The organism is Sporomusaceae bacterium (genome assembly GCA_031460455.1).
Classification (GTDB): Bacteria; Bacillota; Negativicutes; order Sporomusales; family UBA7701; genus Anaeroselena.
Window position 1 is genome coordinate 1 of record JAVKTQ010000046.1, and the last position, 1,247, is coordinate 1,247.

Sequence of the window (1,247 nt, forward strand, 5' to 3'; positions counted from 1 at the left end):
GCCACCCACAAGGTGCTGGACGCGGCCGAGTCCTTGACGATGACCGCCGTCAATGGTACCGCCGCGAACCTGCCCCCGTTCGACCTGGAAGTCGTTTACAAGGTTACCGAAGACCCCGCGTAAGCGGAATGAACTGAAGGGAGGAGGGCTCGTGTGGGCCCTCCTTCTTTTGGAAGCAGGTGCTTTATGTCGCTGAAAGACATTATGGCGGCTGACGTTGATGATATCTTTCTGGATCGGGACGAAAACGCCGAAGACCACATCGTCGATGGGCAGACCGTCCTATGCAGCATCGACCAGGTCAGTACCCGGGAACGCAGCGATCGCCAAAGCGAACAGTATGACGGCATCTTCAAGGCTGTTGCCCTGCTGTCGGTGAAAGAGTCGGCCCTGGGCTATCGGCCGGTATATGGTCAGGCCATTACGGTGGACGACGTGCTGTATATGGTAATCGAATGTGTCGTCGACAGTGGACTGCTTATCGTAAGACTCGAGGCGAATGAATCGTGATAGAGTTTGACGAGAAGCAATTCGAACGGGCCCGCCTGCTGTTGCACAACGTCCCCAACGGGATTGAGCGGGCGGCCGCGGCGGCGCTGAACCGTGCGGCCGAACATGCGAAAACCGCGAGCATGCGGAAGGTTCGCGAAACGTACACCATTAAGACGGCCAAGATTGACGCCCGTCTGCAGGTACAGCGCGCCAGCACGGCCAGTCTGTTTGCTTCCGTCCGGGACGTCGGCCGGCCGATTGTTCTGTCGTATTTCAATATCCGGCCCAACCAACCGCCCGGGAAACGTATCGGCAAGCTGGTTTATGCTCAGGTACGGCGGGACGCCGGCGGTACCATCAAGAAGGTTTTCGTCGCCAGGATGAAAAGCGGCCATGTCGGTGTCTGGTGGCGTGCGAATGGCAACAAGAGTCTGCCGATCAAGCAACTGCACGCGCCCTCACTGCCGCAGATGCTCGGTTCGCCTAGTGTCTCGGAGTTCACGACCAAAGCGGCTGTCCAGGTGCTGCAGGTGCGCCTTGAACACGAAATTTCCCGCCTGCTGAAGGGGTGAGAAGATGACAACGCTTGAATGTCTGGACGCAATAGCCGATGTCCTGCCGGGGGTTGTCGCCGATATGGAGTTGGAGACTCCCAAGGGTGAGAAGCGTGCCCCTCAGATCGTTCGCGGGTGGCTGCCACCGAAAGATCCAAGGGATCAAGACCGGGAAGACGACCTTCCGTATGTGATACCGCG

General features: G+C 58.5%; 2 protein-coding genes. Both read left to right on the forward strand.

Annotated features, from left to right (window positions below):
* Positions 1 to 186: 186 nt before the first annotated feature.
* Complete coding sequence (locus RIN56_20630; protein MDR7869199.1) at positions 187 to 510, forward strand: hypothetical protein; 324 nt, start codon at positions 187 to 189, stop codon at positions 508 to 510.
* Positions 507 to 1,064, forward strand: a complete 558-nt coding sequence (locus RIN56_20635) for a phage tail protein (GenBank protein ID MDR7869200.1) — start codon at positions 507 to 509, stop codon at positions 1,062 to 1,064. The genes RIN56_20630 and RIN56_20635 overlap by 4 nt, the downstream gene beginning before the upstream one ends.
* Positions 1,065 to 1,247 lie beyond the last annotated feature (183 nt).